Raw genomic sequence first — 16,637 nt, 5'->3', positions numbered from 1 at the left:
GGGGGCTAACTGAGACTGTCTGCCCAGATATTGCTCGCCCAGTTCAGCGCGTAGACGCCCTCAAGCTCGGTAGGCCCGGCACTGACGCCGCCGGAGCCGGCTACCGCCTTGAAAGTTTTCTCTGCCACCACATACTCATGCACGCTGGCCACATGGATCACATTCTTGTTGTCGACAAAGCTGTAGCAGGTGTTGGTCAGCATGGGCGCGGGGTTGACGTCCCAGCCCGAGAGCTGCGCCACGATGGCGGCGGCCGCCACCTTGCCGTGGTTGTTGGCCATGTGGCCGCTCTTGGGCATGGCGGGGGCGACCTGGATGGAATCGCCCAGCACATGAACGTCCTTGGCCGCAGTGGATTCAAACGTCAGGTAGTTAACGCCGCACCAGCGGTTGTTGGCCTGGTTGTTAAGGCCCGCCTGCACGGCAATCGTGCCGGCGCGCATGGAAGGCAACACATTCAGCACGTTGGCCTTGACATCGTCCTGCACATCGAACTTGATGATCCCGGCTTTGGCGTCAACCGCGGTAGCCTTGTGCTGGCCGCGGTATTCGATGATGCCTTTGTATTGCTCGGCCCACACCTTCTTGAAAAGCGGCCCTTTGGACGTGACGTCCGGGTTGGCATCAAGGATGAGCACCTTGCTGCGCGGTTTGGCGGCCTTGAAGTAGCCGGCAATGACGCTGGCGCGTTCGTACGGGCCGGGTGGGCAGCGGTAAGGCGCCTCAGGAATCGTAATGGCATATACACCACCGTTAGGCATGGCCTCCAGCTGTCGGCGCAGCGCGAGGGTTTCCGCGCCGGCCTTCCAGGCCTGCAGGACCCGGCCCGAGTCGTTGGCGGCCTTCAGGCCCTCAATGCTGCCGAACATCAGTTCCACACCGGGCGAGACCACCAGCTTGTCATACGAGATGGTGGCGCCGCGAGCCAGCGTGACGGTTTTTTTGGTGGTGTCGATGGCGCTGGCGTAGTCTTTCACCACGGTGATGCCGTGGTTGCGCGACAGGCCCGCATAGGACGTCGTAATGTCACCGATCTGCTTGCCGCCACTGAGCACGAGGTTGGAGATGGGGCACGAGATAAAGGCGTCCTGCGGCTCAATCAGCACCACATCGATTTTGTTGTCCGACAGCAGGCGCACATATTTGGCAGCCGTAGCGCCGCCGTAGCCGCCGCCAATCACTACAACCCTGGCCTTGGATGGTTCAGCGGTGCTGGCGCCGCCGGCCAGCCCTAGCAAGCCCAGGGCGGCGGTTGACTGCAGGAAGGAGCGGCGCTTGAAGCCCGCCAGCGAAACAGTGTGAAGAGGCGTGTTCATGGTGTTTGGTCCTTACTTCTTTTGAGCGGCAAAGTAGCTCGCCAGCGACTCGATCTGCGCGTCGTTGAAACCCTTGCTGATCTGGTGCATCACCGTGGCGGGCCGCGTGCCGGCCTTGAAGGCATTCATCTGCGCAACGATGTAACCCTTGTCGAGGCCTGCAAGTGAGGTGACCGCGGAACCTTGAACCACTTTGCCATTGGTACCGTGACAGTTGGCGCAGGTTGCCGCCAGACCCCTGGCGTAAAGCGTTTCTTTGGTGCCGGCGTCTTGCGCCTGCGCCATGGGGCTGAGCGCAAGGCAGAGCAAGGGCAACGCAAGGCGCTTGAGCCTCCTGGGTATTGGAAGACGTAACGTTCTCATAGGTTCTCCTGTCGTTTTGGGCAGCCGTCTTTTCAACTGAAAATTTAACGCGGTGCGCTCTGCACCCTATAGGGAGTATCCAGTACTTCGGCAGCAGCTGGAGCCTTGCCGTTCAACCCAATGGCGATGTGCTTATTGGAAAGTTATTGCTGCCATGGCGAATCTAGAAAATGGCGTCCGGCCGCGTCGGCATTTCATCATCGCGCTGCGTGGGTAGCGCCTCCATTGACCGGCCATAGATGCGGCGAATGCGCTCGGCCAATGGAGGATGGCTGGCGAACCAGTGGGTATCTGCACGAAGGCCCACCAGCAGCATGTGCTGCACGGCCGGGTGCACGCTGCGCGGCATCAGCCCCTGCGCCTGCTGGCCCGCCACCTTGCGCAGCACGCCACCCAGGCCATCCTTGCTGCGCGTGAACTGCACGGCTCGCGCATCTGCCAGGAACTCGCGCTGGCGCGACACCGCCGCCTTCAGTGCACGCCCCGCAAGCCATCCGAGCGAGCCTGTGGTCATGATGGCAAAGCCGGGCAAGGCAAGGAAAGAACGCCCGCCGCTGTCGTTCTGCGCGCACATGCTGCGTCCGAGGTTGAAGACCATCTCAAGCCCGAACACCATACCGGCCAGCCGCATGTTCAGACGCGTATCGCCTTCGCGTATATGGCTGAATTCATGTGCCACCAAGCCCTGCAGCTCGTCGCGTGTCAGATACTCCAGTGCACCGCGCGTTACCGCCACCACCGAGTCGTCCTCATTCCAGCCGGTGGCAAACGCATTGATGCCCTCTTCCCGGTCGAGCACCATGGCCTGGGGCGGCCGCATGCTGGCGGCAATGGCAAGCTCACTCACGATGTTGCACAGCTTTTGTTCGGCCTCCCGGCTGGCTGGCCAGGCTTCCCGGGCACCCGCACGGCGCGCCAGCTTCTCACCGCCGCCCTTCAGCGCAGAGGTTTCCAGCCACCAGCCGCCAAACACGAACAGCAGGGTCATGCCCGTGTTGACCGCAAAGAAGTAGCCGGGGTAGCCACTGAAGCCGGGGGCCACCAGGCGCCAGGTGAGCGCCAGCGCGGCATTGACCGCCACAACCAGTGCAAGCACTGTCAAGCCGAACAGCACCAGCAGCCGCGTGGTCTGCCCGCGCGCTGTCTCCTGGCGCTCAAAAAAGCGCATTCACAGCCCCTCGGGTCATCTCACCCTTCAATACCCGAGGAGCACGCAGGCAGCTTACAGAGGATCCAAACGAGCCAGGGCCGCGGAACCGGCTTTGCCGGGCCGCAGGCGCAGCGACCCCCGAGGGGCTGGAGCCTGCGGCTCCAAAGCTGCTTGAGCAGCTTTGGACAGGCGACAGAGGCGAAGCGTCTCGCGAGCCGCGGCCTGCAAGGCCTCGCGTGATACACGAAGTGACAAGCGTGGGGGCCACGTTTTCAGAACTGGACACGCACAGCCTGACGCTCGGCCGGTGTTTCGGTTGCGCGCAGCATGGCTGAGGGCGCAAAACCGAACGTGCGGGCAATCAGCAGCGCGGGAAACTGCCCCTGCGCATTGTTGTAGTCCAGCACGGCATCGTTATAAGCCTGCCTGGCAAAACCGACCTTGTTTTCGGTGCTGGTGAGCTCTTCGCTGAGTTCACGAATGGTCTGGTCGGCCTTGAGTTCGGGGTAGGCCTCGGCTACGGCAAAAAGCCGCCCCAGGCTGCCGTCCAGCGACTGCTCGGCGGCGGCCAGCGCCACGACGGCGCCAGCATTGGCCGGGCGGCTGCGCACCGCATCGCTGGCCGTGCGCGCCTGGTTGCGCGCAAGCATCACCGCCTCAAGCGTGCTTTGCTCATGCTGCAGGTATTTTTTGGCGGCTTCGACCAGATTGGGAATCAGGTCGTAGCGGCGCTTGAGCTGCACATCGATCTGGGCGAAAGCGTTGGCAATGATGTTTTTCAGCCGAACCAGCCGGTTGTAGGCGCCTACGGCCCAGAAAACCAGCAAGGCAAACACAATGACGAAAACAAGCGTGCTAAGAGGCATGGATATTCCTTGGTGCGACATGAGCTGACACTCACCCGACAGCTCGGCGGGCGACTGCCGCGAGGTTAACTGTTTTTGGGCTCAATCGGCAAGCTTGCAGGCTGTTTTTGATTGCCACCAAACGCTATGATTTTTATAGCTGATTGCGCACGTCCGATATGCGCAAAACCCCAATTTCGCTTAGATCCCCGCCTGCATGATTGCCACGCGACGGACGTCCTGCCATAAAAAAAGCCCCACACCCTTGCGGGATGTGGGGCCTGGCGCCTTTTACGGCGCGGGAGTCAGTCTGGCTTACTCGGAAGCCGCGCTGTCGCCACCCGCTTCGGCTGCGGCGGGCATGGCTTCGAGCTCGGCCGCTTCGGCTTCAGCGATGGCGCGGCGCTCTGCGTCGTCCATCTGGTCCTTGGCTTTGCGTGCCTCGTGGTAGGCCATGCCGGTACCGGCGGGAATCAGGCGGCCGACGATCACGTTTTCTTTCAGGCCACGCAACTCGTCGCGCTTGCCCATGATGGCAGCCTCGGTGAGCACGCGGGTGGTTTCCTGGAAGGAAGCCGCAGAAATGAACGAATCGGTCGACAGCGAAGCCTTGGTGATACCGAGCAACAAGTTGCTGAACGTTGCCGGAATCTTGCCGTCAGCGCGCAGGGCGTCGTTGGCATCCAGCATGGCAGAACGCTCGACCTGTTCACCAGCGATGTAGCTGGAGTCACCCACGTTTTCAACGACCACGCGGCGCAGCATCTGGCGAACAATCACTTCAATGTGCTTGTCGTTGATCTTCACGCCCTGCAGACGGTAAACGTCCTGCACTTCGTCGACGATGTAGCGTGCCAGCTCTTCCATACCCAGCAGGCGCAGGATGTCTTGCGGGTCGGCCGGGCCGTCCACAATCGACTCGCCCTTGTTGACCACCTGGCCTTCGTGCACCAGGATGTTCTTTTCCTTCGGAACCAGGTCTTCCCAGACCTTGCCTTCAGGATCAGTGATCTGCAAGCGGACCTTGCCTTTGGTTTCTTTACCGAAGGACACAGTACCGGTCATTTCAGCCAACGTGCCCTTGTCTTTCGGCGTACGGGCTTCGAAGAGCTCGGCAACACGCGGCAGACCGCCGGTAATGTCGCGGGTCTTCTGGCCTTCGATCGGGATGCGGGCCAGCACTTCGCCGGGGCCCACGTCCTGGCCGTCACGCACCTGGACCAGCGCACCCACCTGGAAGCCAATCGTCACCGAGTGATCGGTGCCGGGGATCTTGACTTCATGGCCGGAGGCGTCAATCAGCTTGACCTGCGGACGGATCACTTTCGTGGCGCCGCGGCGTTTCGGATCGATCACCACCAGGGTGGACAGACCCGTCACATCGTCAACCTGCTTGGCAACCGTCACGCCTTCTTCCACATTCTCGAAGGCCACCTTGCCGGCGAACTCGGTAATGATGGGGCGCGTCAGCGGATCCCAGTTGGCCAGAATGGCGCCGGCCTTGATGGTCTGGTCGGCCTTGACGGTCAACGTGGCACCGTACGGCACCTTGTGGCGCTCACGCTCACGGCCGTGTTCATCATGGATGATGATCTCGCCGGAACGGGCGATCACGACCAGCTCGCCCTTGCTGTTGGTCACATAGCGCATCGGCGCATTGAAACCGATCACGCCGTTGGACTTGGCTTCGACGCTGGAGGCAATCGCTGCGCGCGATGCGGCGCCGCCGATGTGGAAGGTCCGCATCGTCAGCTGCGTGCCGGGCTCACCGATCGACTGCGCGGCGATGATACCGACGGCTTCGCCGATGTTGATGAGGCCGCCGCGACCCAGATCTCGGCCATAGCACTTGGCGCACAGACCGAAACGGGTTTCGCAGGTCAGTGCCGTGCGCACTTTCACTTCGTCCACGCCGGCTGCTTCGAGCTCTTCGATCAGGTCTTCGTCCAGCATGACCCCGGCCTTGGCCAGCACCGAGCGGTTTTCCGGGTGCAGGATGTCTTCGACCGCTGTGCGGCCGAGGATACGGTCGCGCAACGATTCGATGACTTCACCACCTTCGACGATGGCGCGCATGAGGGAACCCTCTTGCGTGCCGCAATCTTCTTCGGTGACCACCAGATCCTGAACCACGTCGCAAAGGCGGCGCGTCAGGTAGCCGGAGTTGGCCGTTTTCAGCGCCGTATCGGCCAGACCCTTACGGGCACCGTGGGTGGAGATGAAGTACTCCAGCACGTTCAGGCCTTCACGGAAGTTGGCGGTAATCGGCGTTTCGATGATGGAGCCGTCTGGCTTGGCCATCAAACCGCGCATACCGGCGACCTGGCGAATCTGCGCAGCGGAACCGCGGGCGCCGGAGTCGGCCATCATGTAGATGGAGTTGAAGGACTCCTGCTCGACTTCCTTGCCGTTGCGGTCCAGTACTTTTTCTTTCGAAAGCTGGGCCATCATCACCTTGGACACTTCGTCGCCGGACTTGCCCCAGATGTCGACCACCTTGTTGTAGCGCTCGCCGGACGTCACGAGACCCGAGACATACTGCTGCTCGATTTCTTTGACTTCCTTTTGTGCGCGCGCAATGATGGCGGGCTTTTCCTTGGGGATCAGCATGTCGTCGATGCAGATCGAGATGCCGGCTTTTGTCGCCAGGCGGAAGCCCGACTGCAGCAGCTTGTCGGCAAACACCACGGTCTCTTTCAATCCGCACTTGCGGAAAGACACGTTGATCAGCTTGGAGATTTCCTTTTTCTTCAACGCCTTGTTGATGTTGGAGAAAGGCAAACCTTTGGGCAGGATCTCGGACAGCAGTGCACGGCCGCCCGTGGTTTCCCACAGCTTGGTCGACGGCACAAATTCGCCGGTGGCCTTGTCTTTGGTGTACTCGGTCAGGCGCACGCTGATGCGGGCGTTCAGGTCAAGCTCACCCGCGTCAAATGCCCGGCGCACTTCGCCGGTGTCGGAGAACACCAGGCCTTCGCCCTTGCCGTTGGTACGGTCGCGGGTCGTGTAGTACAGGCCCAGCACAACGTCCTGCGAAGGAACGATGGACGGTTCGCCGTTGGCAGGGAACAGGATGTTGTTCGAAGCCAGCATCAGGGTGCGGGCTTCCATCTGTGCTTCTACCGACAGTGGTACGTGGACAGCCATTTGGTCACCGTCGAAGTCGGCATTGAAGGCCGAACAGACGAGCGGATGCAGCTGGATGGCTTTGCCCTCGATCAGGATGGGTTCAAAGGCCTGAATGCCCAAACGGTGCAGCGTAGGCGCACGGTTCAGCATCACAGGGTGCTCTTTGATCACCTCTTCCAGGATGTCCCACACCACTGGCGTGCCGGATTCGACTTCCTTCTTGGCTGCCTTGATCGTCGTGGCGATGCCGCGCGACTCAAGCTGCGCAAAGATGAAGGGCTTGAACAGTTCCAGCGCCATGAGCTTGGGCAAGCCGCACTGGTGCAGCTTGAGTGTTGGGCCCACGGTGATCACGGAACGGCCGGAGTAGTCGACGCGTTTGCCCAGCAAATTCTGGCGGAAACGGCCTGACTTGCCCTTGATCATGTCGGCCAGAGACTTCAGTGCGCGCTTGTTGGCGCCCGTCATGGCCTTACCGCGGCGTCCGTTGTCGAGCAACGAGTCCACAGCTTCCTGCAGCATGCGCTTTTCATTGCGGGCAATGATTTCAGGCGCCTTCAGCTCCAGCAAACGGCGCAGACGGCTGTTGCGGTTGATCACGCGGCGATACAGGTCGTTCAGGTCGGAGGTCGCAAAACGGCCGCCGTCCAGTGGCACCAGCGGACGCAGGTCCGGCGGCAGCACAGGCAGCACGTCGAGCACCATCCAGCCCGGTTTGATGCCGGACTTCTTGAACGCTTCCATCAATTTCAAGCGCTTGGCGTTCTTCTTGATCTTGATTTCGGAACCGGTCAGGTCGTTGCGCAGCTTCTCGATTTCAACGTCGAGATCCAGCCCTTCGAGCAGGTCCTTGATGCCTTCCGCGCCCATCTTGGCGGTGTATTCATCACCGTATTCCTTGCGCTTGGCGTCATAGTCGTCTTCCGACATGATGCTGAATTTCTTCAGCGGGGTCATGCCGGGGTCGGTGACTACATATGCTTCAAAGTACAGCACGCGTTCGATGTCGCGCAGCGTCATGTCGAGCACCAGGCCCAGGCGCGACGGCAGCGACTTCAGGAACCAGATGTGCGCGCACGGTGCGGCCAGATCGATGTGACCCATGCGCTCGCGGCGAACCTTGGTTTGTGTGACTTCAACGCCGCACTTTTCGCAGATGACACCGCGGTGTTTCAGGCGCTTGTACTTGCCGCACAGGCATTCGTAGTCCTTGATGGGGCCAAAGATCTTGGCGCAAAAAAGACCGTCGCGCTCTGGCTTGAAGGTACGGTAGTTGATGGTTTCAGGCTTCTTCACTTCGCCGAAAGACCACGAACGGATCTTCTCGGGCGAAGCCATGCCGATCTTGATGGCATCAAAATGCTCATCCGGCGTGAATTGCTTGAACAGGTCGAGTAATGATTTCATGAGTTAAATCCTTTTCTTTCCTGTTGATTAGCTGCGTTCGAGTTCGATGTCGATACCGAGCGAGCGGATTTCCTTGACCAGCACGTTGAACGACTCGGGCATGCCGGCCGTGATCGCGTGCTCGCCCTTGACGATACTTTCGTAGACCTTGGTACGGCCCTGCACGTCGTCCGACTTGACGGTGAGCATTTCCTGCAGCGTGTAGGCGGCGCCGTACGCTTCCAGCGCCCAGACCTCCATCTCGCCGAAACGCTGTCCGCCGAACTGCGCCTTGCCGCCCAGCGGCTGCTGGGTGACGAGCGAGTAAGGACCGGTCGACCGTGCATGCATCTTGTCGTCCACCAGGTGGTGAAGTTTCAGGAAGTGCATGTAGCCCACCGTGGTCGTGCGCTCGAACGCATCACCCGTACGGCCGTCATACAGCTGGGCCTGGGTACGCGTTGCCGTCAGGCCCTTGGCCTTGGCAATGTCGTCCGGATACGCCAGCTGGAGCATGCCCATGATCTCGGCCTCGGAAGCACCGTCAAACACGGGAGTGGCAAAAGGCACGCCAGTGGTGAGGTTGCCGGCCATCTCGATGATGTCGGTATCCGACAACTTCGCCAGGTCCTCTGCGCGGCCTGACTTGTTGTAGATCGTTTCCATGAACTTGCGGATTTCCTGCACCTTGGCTTCGGCTTGCAGCATGTCCCCGATGCGATGGCCCAGGCCCTTGGCGGCCCAGCCCAGATGCACCTCAAGCACCTGGCCCACGTTCATCCGTGAAGGCACGCCCAGCGGGTTCAGCACGATGTCGCACGGTGTGCCATCGGCCATGTGCGGCATGTCTTCGACCGGAACGATCTTGGACACGACACCCTTGTTGCCGTGACGGCCGGCCATCTTGTCGCCAGGCTGCAGGCGGCGCTTGACGGCCAGGTAAACCTTGACCATCTTGAGCACGCCCGCTGGCAACTCGTCGCCCTGCGTGAGTTTTTTGCGCTTTTCTTCGAAAGACAGGTCGAAGCTGTGGCGCGTCTGCTCCATCGAGTTCTTGACGCTTTCGAGCTGCGCAGCCACTTCGTCATCGGCAGGACGGATGTCAAACCAGTGGTACTTCTCGACATCGGCCAGATAGGCCTTGTCGATCTTGGTGCCCTTGGCCAGCTTCTTCGGGCCGCCGTTGGCAACCTTGCCTATCAGCAGTTTTTCGATACGGTCGAACGCATCGGCCTCGACGATGCGCAACTGGTCGTTCAGGTCCAGGCGGAAGCGCTTGAGTTCGTCGTCAATGATCTGCTGGGCGCGCTTGTCACGCACGATGCCTTCACGGGTGAAGACCTGCACGTCGATCACGGTGCCTTGCGAGCCTTGGCTCACGCGCAGCGAAGTGTCTTTCACATCGCTGGCTTTTTCGCCGAAGATGGCGCGCAGCAGCTTTTCTTCCGGTGTCAGCGTGGTCTCGCCCTTGGGCGTGACCTTGCCGACCAGCGTGTCGCCCGGCTGGACTTCAGCGCCGACATAAATGATGCCGGACTCGTCGAGGCGGTTCAGCTGTTGCTCGGACAGATTGGGAATGTCGCGCGTGATTTCTTCGGCACCCAGCTTGGTGTCACGGGCCATCACGACGAGTTCTTCGATGTGAATCGAGGTGTAGCGGTCTTCGGCCACTACGCGCTCGGAGATCAGGATCGAATCCTCGAAGTTGTAGCCGTTCCATGGCATGAACGCGATCAGCATGTTCTGGCCAATGGCGATTTCGCCCAGGTCAGTCGATGCACCGTCGGCAATCACGTCACCCTTGGCCAGCTTGTCGCCGATCTTAACAATAGGACGCTGGTGGATGTTGGTGTTCTGGTTGGAACGCTGGTACTTGATCAGGTTGTAGATGTCCACACCGACTTCGCCGGCGAGGGCTTCTGCGTCGTTGACGCGCACCACGATACGGGTTGCATCAACGTAGTCCACCACACCGCCGCGATTGGCAGTCACCACGGTGCCGGAGTCAACCGCAGCAACCCGCTCAATGCCCGTGCCGACCAGCGGCTTTTCAGGGCGCAGTACAGGCACGGCCTGACGGGACATGTTGGCGCCCATCAACGCGCGGTTGGCGTCATCATGCTCGAGGAACGGAACCAGGGAAGCCGCCACCGAGACGATCTGTGCAGGAGACACGTCCATGTACTGGACGCGTTCTGCGCCCACCAGTACGGACTCACCGTTTTCCCGGGCAGACACGAGGTCACCGGTCAGCTTGCCGGCATCGTCCAGAGCCGCGTTGGCCTGGGCGATGACGTATTTGCCTTCTTCGATGGCCGACAGGTAGTCGATCTGGTCGGTGATTTTGGCGTCCACCACACGGCGATACGGGGTTTCAATGAAACCGTATTCGTTGAGGCGGGCATACAAGGCCAGCGAGTTGATCAGACCGATGTTCGGACCTTCAGGCGTTTCAATCGGGCAGACGCGTCCGTAATGGGTCACGTGCACGTCGCGCACTTCAAAACCGGCGCGTTCGCGGGTCAAACCGCCCGGGCCAAGAGCCGATACACGGCGCTTGTGGGTGATTTCGGCCAGCGGGTTGGTCTGGTCCATGAACTGCGAGAGTTGCGATGCACCGAAGAACTCTTTCAGCGCAGCCGAAATCGGTTTGCTGTTGATGAGATCGTGCGGCATCAGCGGCTCTTGCTCGGCCTGGCCGAGACGCTCTTTCACGGCCTTTTCGATACGTGCCAGACCGGTACGGTACTGGTTTTCAGCGAGTTCGCCGACACAACGCACGCGGCGATTGCCGAGGTGGTCAATATCATCGACTTCACCGTTGCCGTTGCGCAGGTCCACCAGGATCTTGACGACAGCGAGGATGTCCTCGTTGGTCATGACCATGGGGCCAGTGGACGAATCACGGCCCACGCGGGCATTGAACTTCATGCGGCCGACCTTGGACAGATCGTAGGTATCCGGGTTGTAGAACAAGCGCTGGAACAGGGCCTGCACGGCATCTTCGGTGGGTGGCTCGCCGGGGCGCATCATGCGGTAGATGGCAACGCGCGCAGCAAACTCGTCTGCGGTTTCGTCGGAGCGCAAAGTCTGGGAAATGTACGAACCCTGGTCGAGTTCATTGGTATACAAAACCTGCAGGTCCTGCACGCCGGCAACGCGCAACTTCTTCAGCAGCACTTCGCTCAGTTCATCATTGGCCTTGGCGATGATTTCACCGGTCTCAGCATCAACGATGTTCTTGGCGACCACACGGCCGATCAGGAAATCTTCGGGAACGCTGATCGTCGTGGTGCCGCTTTGCTCCAGCTCGCGGGTATGGCGAACCGTGATGCGCTTGTCTTTCGCGACCACGACCTTGCCGTTTTTGTCGGTAATGTCGAAACGGGCCACTTCACCGCGCATGCGCTCGGCTACGAATTCCATCTGTGCACCGCTATCCATCAGGCGGAAATTGTCGAACACAAAGAAATTGGCCAGGATGGATTCCGGGTTCAGGCCAATGGCCTTAAGCAGAATCGTGACAGGCATCTTGCGACGACGGTCAACCCGGAAGTACAGGATGTCTTTGGGGTCGAACTCGAAGTCGAGCCACGAACCGCGGTAGGGAATGATACGGGCCGAAAACAGGAGCTTGCCCGAGCTGTGGGTCTTGCCCTTGTCGTGTTCAAAAAACACGCCAGGCGACCGGTGCAACTGGGACACGATCACGCGTTCGGTCCCGTTGATCACAAAAGAGCCCTTGTCGGTCATGAGCGGCACTTCGCCCATGTAGACCTCTTGCTCTTTGACTTCCTTGACCACCTTGGACTGCGATGTGGAGGATTCGCGGTCATAAATGATCAGCTGCACCTTGGCACGTACGGCCGAGGCGAAAGTAAGGCCAYGAGTCTGGCACTCGCGCACGTCAAATGCGGGTTTGGCCAGGTTGTACTCGATGAACTTCATCTCGACAAAACCATTGTGCGAGACGATGGGGAAGGCGTTTTCAAACGCTGCCTGCAGGCCTTCAACGGTCCGCTTTTGAGGCGCACGGTCGGCTTGCAGGAACGCTGTGTACGCGTCTTTCTGCATTTGCAGCAAATAGGGAACAGTCAACACGCTTTCGCGGTTGCCGAAGCTTTTGCGGATGCGTTTACGTTCGGTGTAGGAATAGGCCATGAGTTCTCCGCGTTGATGGGCTCTGGCGACTCTCGTGCCCGAATACACCACGTATTCAGGCAGCTTGGTGGTTGGCCACTACCAACCATGGCGGACGGTGACGCATTGCACGTCACCCGAACCAAGGCGTTTTCTGCAGTCGGGGTCAGAAAACACTGGAAAAAGGACTGGTATCAATCATTTTTCCAGTGTTTCTACAAAACACTGAACAGGCTGCAGGCCTGTCAGGGTTCGAAGAACACTGGAAAGCAGACGGTTAAGTCTGCTTTTCGGTGTGTTCCTTGAAACACGAAAGGCTGGAAGCCCGACTACGGTCTTCCAGCCTTCTCAAACACCAAGAATTACTTGAGTTCGACTTTCGCGCCAGCTTCTTCGAGCTTCTTCTTCGCAGCTTCTGCGTCAGCCTTTGGAGCGCCTTCCTTGACGTTCTTCGGAGCGCCGTCAACCAGGTCCTTGGCCTCTTTGAGGCCCAGACCGGTGATTTCGCGAACGGCCTTGATGACCGACACCTTGTTGGCGCCAGCTTCGAGCAGCACGACATTGAAGTCGGTCTTCTCTTCAGCAGCTGCAGCAGCACCGCCGCCACCGCCAGCAGCGGGAGCAGCCATCGCAGCTGCGCTCACGCCAAATTTCTCTTCGATGGATTTCACCAGTTCGTTGAGTTCGAGGACCGTCATGCTATCCAGCGCGGTCAAAAATGCGTCTTTATCGAATGCCATTTTGAATTTCCTAAAAAGTTGGGTACAAATTACGCTGCTACAGCTTCAGCTGCTGCGGGGGCATCGGCTGCGCCGCCGCCCTTTTTGGCCGCCAGGGCGCCCAGCACAACGGCCGTACGCGACATAGGCGACATCAGCAAGCCACACAACTGGGCGAGCAACACTTCCTTGGAAGGAATGTTGGCCAGTTGCTTCACGCCGTTCACGTCCAGGGATTTACCGCCAAATGCACCACCGCGAATCACCAATTTGTCATTGGTTTTTGCGAAGTCAGCGACTACTTTTGCAGCAGCCACAGCATCTGTGGAAAAGCCATAGATCAGCGGGCCCGTCATCTGGTCGGACACGACTTCGAATGCACTGCCTGCCACGGCACGGCGAGCCAGGGTGTTCTTCAGAACACTCAGGTTCACGCCTTTGTCGCGGGCTTGGCTGCGCAGACGGGTCATGTCAGCGACCGTGATACCACGGTATTCCGCCATCACGAGCGTTTGAGCTTTAGCGGCGAGGCCAGTCACTTCATCAATGACGGCTTGTTTCTCACTGCGGTTGAGACTCAAGGTCTACTCCTTAAAAATGTGTGGTCAGCTTCCAGCGGCTTTCACCACCTTCAACCTTCAACACGCTCATGTTCAGCGACCAACTGTTTCAGATTCTTTGCAAAACCATCTGCAGCGGGACCGCCATCTGCGTTGGCTGTCTTTCGATTAAGCGGCAAGCCCAAAAAGCCTGCCACGCCAACGGTCTTTGATGACCTGCCGGAACGAACCCCGGCAGCCCACCACATTGGGCGCCCTTTGCGGGGCACCCAAATTTCTGCGATTACGCCGCGATGGTTTGCGTGTCGACGCGAACGCCCACACCCATCGTTGACGAAACCGCAACTTTCTTCAAATACACACCCTTGCTCGAAGCCGGCTTGGCTTTTTGCAACGCGTCGATCAGTGCAGCCAGATTGCCTTGCAACTTGGCGGTGTCGAACGAGCGGCGGCCAATCGTGCCGTGAACAATACCGGCCTTGTCGACACGGAACTGGACCTGGCCGGCTTTGGCATTCTTGACGGCTTGCGCCACGTCAGGCGTCACGGTGCCAACCTTGGGGTTGGGCATCAGGCCGCGGGGGCCGAGCACTTGGCCCAGCGTACCCACGATACGCATGGCATCAGGGGAAGCAATCACCACGTCGAAGTCCATCTTGCCTGCCTTGATTTCGGCAGCCAGATCGTCCATGCCGACGATGTCTGCGCCAGCGGCTTTGGCTTCTTCAGCCTTGGCACCCTGGGCGAACACGGCCACGCGCTTGGTCTTGCCGGTGCCGTTTGGCAGCACGACAGCACCGCGAACGACCTGGTCGGATTTCTTGGCATCGATGCCGAGCTGCACAGCCACGTCGATGGATTCATCGAACTTGGCGACAGCAAATTCCTTCACGAGGCCAAGGGCGTCGGAGATTGCGTACAGCTTGTTGCTGTCGATTTTGTCGCCAATGGTTTTTTGGCGTTTGGTCAGTTTGCTCATACAACACCCTCCACCGACACGCCCATGGAGCGGGCCGTGCCAGCAATCGTACGAACTGCAGCGTCGAGGTCAGCAGCCGTCATGTCTTTCATTTTGGTTTTGGCGATTTCTTCAAGCTGTGCGCGGGAAATCTTGCCGACCTTCACCGTGTGCGGCGTGGACGAACCCTTGTCGAGCTTGATGGCTTTTTTGATCAGGACGCCTGCCGGAGGCGTCTTGATGACGAAGGTAAAACTCTTGTCGGCAAATGCCGTGATCACCACAGGCAGTGGCAAGCCTGGCTCAACACCTTGGGTCTGCGCATTGAATGCCTTGCAGAATTCCATGATGTTCAGGCCACGCTGACCGAGCGCAGGGCCGATCGGGGGGGACGGGTTGGCCTTACCAGCTGGCACTTGCAGCTTGATGAAGCCGACGATTTTTTTCGCCATACTTTTCTCCTTGCGGGTCATAACGCCTGAACGCTGCCAAGGCAGGTCCGGGCTCCCCGGGGGTTACACAACTCAAAAACAATCCGCAAGGACCGTTTCGCGCCGAGTTGCAAGGCGCGAAATTATTTACCGAATCGAAATTACGTTTTTTCGATCTGGCTGAATTCCAGCTCTACCGGCGTTGCACGTCCGAAAATCGTGACTGAAACGCGAACCTTGTTTTTGTCGTAATTGACTTCTTCGACCGTACCGTTGAAGTCGGTGAAAGGACCATCCTTGACGCGGACGTATTCGCCCGTTTCAAACTCGACCTTGTGGCGCGGTTTCTCGGTGCCAACCTGCATCTGGCTGACGATCTTCTGAACGTCTTCCTCAGAGATCGGGGCCGGACGATTCTTGGCGCCACCGACAAAACCCGTCACCTTGTTGGTGTGTTTCACCAGATGCCAGGTCTCATCATCCATGACCATTTCAACCAGCACATAGCCCGGAAAAAATCGGCGCTCGGTCGTCTTCTTCTGACCGTTCTTGATCTCAACCACCTCTTCAGTGGGCACCAGGAAACGACCAAACTTGGACTGCATGCCCGCGCGGTTGATGCGCTCAACGATGTTGCGCTCGACCGCTTTTTCCATGCCGGAATAGGCATGGACGACATACCACTGCATGCCTGGGGTCGGCGTGAGAGACGTTCCCGCCGCCACTTCGCTGACTACCGTGCCGTTCAGATCGCTCATTATTTTTTCCATCCCAGGATCAGGTCGTAAAACACCCATTCGAGCGTTTTGTCCGTAAGCCACAAGAACAAGGCCATGATCACCACAAAACCGAATACATAGGCCGTCATCTGGATGGCTTCTTTACGAGCCGGCCAGACAACTTTCCGGACCTCGCGCCATGAGTCGCGCCCAAAAGCCACAAATTGCCTGCCCGACTCCGAAGTCATGAACACAGCAACCGCCGCCACCAAACCAGCAATCAAGGCACCCCACTGGGCTAATTGACCCTGCTTGGCAAAGAAATAGAAGCCCACCAGCGAGGCCAGCACCAGCGCGACAGCCACAGCCAACCTGGCCTTGTCGGCGTTGGTACTGACAGTTTCAACTTGAGAAGAGGCCATGGTCGCCGATTTCCTGTTCAATCTTCATGCGTCTCTGCAGACGCTTAAGCCCACCTGGAGTTTTTGACTCCTGGCGGGCTTGCTTTTTATCTTTTCAAACCACCCTCAGCATCGACACTCATCAAAGCCGGGTGGCAGGGGCAGTAGGAATCGAACCTACAACCTTCGGTTTTGGAGACCGACGCTCTGCCAATTGAGCTATACCCCTCCATCAAACCTTACAAATTACGCAATGATTTTGGCAACGACGCCGGCGCCGACGGTCTTGCCGCCTTCGCGGATGGCAAAGCGCAGGCCTTCTTCCATGGCGATCGGGTTGATCAGCTTGACGGTGATCGACACGTTATCGCCTGGCATGACCATTTCCTTGCCTTCTGGCAACTCGATCGCACCGGTCACGTCCGTCGTGCGGAAGTAGAACTGGGGGCGATAGTTGTTGAAGAATGGCGTGTGGCGGCCGCCTTCGTCCTTGCTCAGAACGTAGATCTCGCCGGTGAAG

The 16,637-nt window shown here is 59.1% G+C and carries 13 protein-coding genes and 1 tRNA gene; all 14 read right to left on the bottom strand.

The window, feature by feature from the left end:
• Window positions 1-5 precede the first annotated feature (5 nt).
• The gene (locus ACXJKE_RS21545; protein WP_457282633.1) at window positions 6-1,316 is read right to left on the bottom strand and encodes an NAD(P)/FAD-dependent oxidoreductase; all 1,311 of its coding nucleotides are present in this window, start codon (window positions 1,314-1,316) and stop codon (window positions 6-8) included.
• 12 nt (window positions 1,317-1,328) lie between these two features.
• Complete coding sequence (locus tag ACXJKE_RS21540; protein WP_457282632.1) at window positions 1,329-1,679, bottom strand: c-type cytochrome; 351 nt, start codon at window positions 1,677-1,679, stop codon at window positions 1,329-1,331.
• Between the two features lie 163 nt (window positions 1,680-1,842).
• Window positions 1,843-2,847 carry a M48 family metalloprotease gene (locus ACXJKE_RS21535; RefSeq protein WP_457282631.1) on the bottom strand — a complete coding sequence of 335 codons (1,005 nt, stop codon included), beginning with the start codon at window positions 2,845-2,847 and terminating at the stop codon, window positions 1,843-1,845.
• Window positions 2,848-3,101: 254 nt separating this feature from the next.
• The gene (locus tag ACXJKE_RS21530; protein ID WP_457282630.1) at window positions 3,102-3,695 is read right to left on the bottom strand and encodes a LemA family protein; all 594 of its coding nucleotides are present in this window, start codon (window positions 3,693-3,695) and stop codon (window positions 3,102-3,104) included.
• A 294-nt stretch (window positions 3,696-3,989) separates the two neighbouring features.
• Window positions 3,990-8,210 carry a DNA-directed RNA polymerase subunit beta' gene (gene rpoC / locus ACXJKE_RS21525; RefSeq protein ID WP_457282629.1) on the bottom strand — a complete coding sequence of 1,407 codons (4,221 nt, stop codon included), beginning with the start codon at window positions 8,208-8,210 and terminating at the stop codon, window positions 3,990-3,992.
• Between the two features lie 27 nt (window positions 8,211-8,237).
• Window positions 8,238-12,350: a DNA-directed RNA polymerase subunit beta gene (rpoB, locus tag ACXJKE_RS21520; protein WP_457282628.1), complete on the bottom strand. Its 4,113-nt coding sequence runs from the start codon at window positions 12,348-12,350 to the stop codon at window positions 8,238-8,240.
• A gap of 341 nt (window positions 12,351-12,691) precedes the next feature.
• A complete protein-coding gene (gene rplL, locus ACXJKE_RS21515) occupies window positions 12,692-13,069 on the bottom strand; it encodes a 50S ribosomal protein L7/L12 (protein WP_431094480.1) in 378 nt (125 codons plus the stop codon).
• Between the two features lie 29 nt (window positions 13,070-13,098).
• The gene (rplJ, locus tag ACXJKE_RS21510; RefSeq protein WP_457282627.1) at window positions 13,099-13,629 is read right to left on the bottom strand and encodes a 50S ribosomal protein L10; all 531 of its coding nucleotides are present in this window, start codon (window positions 13,627-13,629) and stop codon (window positions 13,099-13,101) included.
• Between the two features lie 262 nt (window positions 13,630-13,891).
• Entirely contained in the window at window positions 13,892-14,587 is a 696-nt protein-coding gene (gene rplA / locus ACXJKE_RS21505) for a 50S ribosomal protein L1 (protein ID WP_457282626.1), read from the bottom strand.
• Entirely contained in the window at window positions 14,584-15,018 is a 435-nt protein-coding gene (gene rplK / locus ACXJKE_RS21500) for a 50S ribosomal protein L11 (RefSeq protein WP_007871338.1), read from the bottom strand. Before rplK ends, rplA begins: the two co-directional genes overlap by 4 nt.
• Before the next feature lie 140 nt (window positions 15,019-15,158).
• Window positions 15,159-15,686, bottom strand: a complete 528-nt coding sequence (nusG, locus tag ACXJKE_RS21495) for a transcription termination/antitermination protein NusG (protein WP_228778638.1) — start codon at window positions 15,684-15,686, stop codon at window positions 15,159-15,161.
• A gap of 68 nt (window positions 15,687-15,754) precedes the next feature.
• Window positions 15,755-16,138, bottom strand: a complete 384-nt coding sequence (secE, locus tag ACXJKE_RS21490) for a preprotein translocase subunit SecE (RefSeq protein WP_457282625.1) — start codon at window positions 16,136-16,138, stop codon at window positions 15,755-15,757.
• A gap of 132 nt (window positions 16,139-16,270) precedes the next feature.
• Window positions 16,271-16,346: transfer RNA gene (locus tag ACXJKE_RS21485), tRNA-Trp, on the bottom strand.
• A 17-nt stretch (window positions 16,347-16,363) separates the two neighbouring features.
• Window positions 16,364-16,637: EF-Tu C-terminal domain-related protein (locus ACXJKE_RS21480; RefSeq protein WP_457282624.1), on the bottom strand; the 274-nt coding region annotated here is incomplete at its 5' end.

It is taken from the genome of Polaromonas sp. P5_D5 (assembly GCF_054049435.1).
This window is presented reverse-complemented; position numbering and strand designations above follow the sequence as displayed.

Bases quoted from the DNA above. Each gene is read 5' to 3' on its own strand.
- ACXJKE_RS21545 (WP_457282633.1), bottom strand. From the start codon at position 1,316: ATGAACACGCCTCTTCACACTGTTTCGCTGGCGGGCTTCAAGCGCCGC.
- ACXJKE_RS21540 (WP_457282632.1), bottom strand. From the start codon at position 1,679: ATGAGAACGTTACGTCTTCCAATACCCAGGAGGCTCAAGCGCCTTGCG.
- ACXJKE_RS21535 (WP_457282631.1), bottom strand. From the start codon at position 2,847: ATGCGCTTTTTTGAGCGCCAGGAGACAGCGCGCGGGCAGACCACGCGG.
- ACXJKE_RS21530 (WP_457282630.1), bottom strand. From the start codon at position 3,695: ATGCCTCTTAGCACGCTTGTTTTCGTCATTGTGTTTGCCTTGCTGGTT.
- rpoC (WP_457282629.1), bottom strand. From the start codon at position 8,210: ATGAAATCATTACTCGACCTGTTCAAGCAATTCACGCCGGATGAGCAT.
- rplL (WP_431094480.1), bottom strand. From the start codon at position 13,069: ATGGCATTCGATAAAGACGCATTTTTGACCGCGCTGGATAGCATGACG.
- rplA (WP_457282626.1), bottom strand. From the start codon at position 14,587: ATGAGCAAACTGACCAAACGCCAAAAAACCATTGGCGACAAAATCGAC.
- rplK (WP_007871338.1), bottom strand. From the start codon at position 15,018: ATGGCGAAAAAAATCGTCGGCTTCATCAAGCTGCAAGTGCCAGCTGGT.
- nusG (WP_228778638.1), bottom strand. From the start codon at position 15,686: ATGCAGTGGTATGTCGTCCATGCCTATTCCGGCATGGAAAAAGCGGTC.
- secE (WP_457282625.1), bottom strand. From the start codon at position 16,138: ATGGCCTCTTCTCAAGTTGAAACTGTCAGTACCAACGCCGACAAGGCC.